The sequence below is a fragment of the Pseudomonas sp. FSL R10-1339 genome (assembly GCF_009600545.1).
Classification (GTDB): Bacteria; Pseudomonadota; Gammaproteobacteria; order Pseudomonadales; family Pseudomonadaceae; genus Aquipseudomonas; species Aquipseudomonas bubulae.
On sequence record NZ_WIVQ01000280.1, the window covers coordinates 1 to 387 of the forward strand.

The 387-nt window shown below is 55.8% G+C and carries 1 protein-coding gene; it reads left to right on the plus strand.

Annotated features, from left to right (window positions below; all coding sequences use genetic code 11):
- A partial coding sequence (locus GHO03_RS25285; protein WP_178110389.1) for a hypothetical protein occupies positions 1 to 387 on the plus strand: 387 nt, incomplete at both ends.

Consider the following 387-nt stretch of genomic DNA (forward strand, 5'->3'; position numbering starts at 1 on the left):
CACTGGAGAGGTCCTCCAAACCGCTGCGATCTACACCGTAGACGAGCGTGACGACGCCTCTTTCGTGAAGGTCTTCGCCGCTGGAGTAGCCGCTGCATTCGACCTTGGCCGCACTGCATCTAGGGTATTCCAGCTAGTCCTGCAGGAATACGAACGATCCCCCATGCGCCAGGGATTTGCCGAAAGCATCGAGCTAGCATGGTTCAACGATGGCCTATCTGGTCGGTCCGTGGACATGAGCGAAAAGACGTTCCAGCGGGGCCTTAAAGAGCTTCTGGCCAAGCAATTTCTGGCCCCCCGCACCCCATCCACTTTTTGGGTCAATCCGGCCCTATTCTTCAAGGGTGACCGCGTAAAGTTCATCACCGAATATCGTAGAAAAAGCTC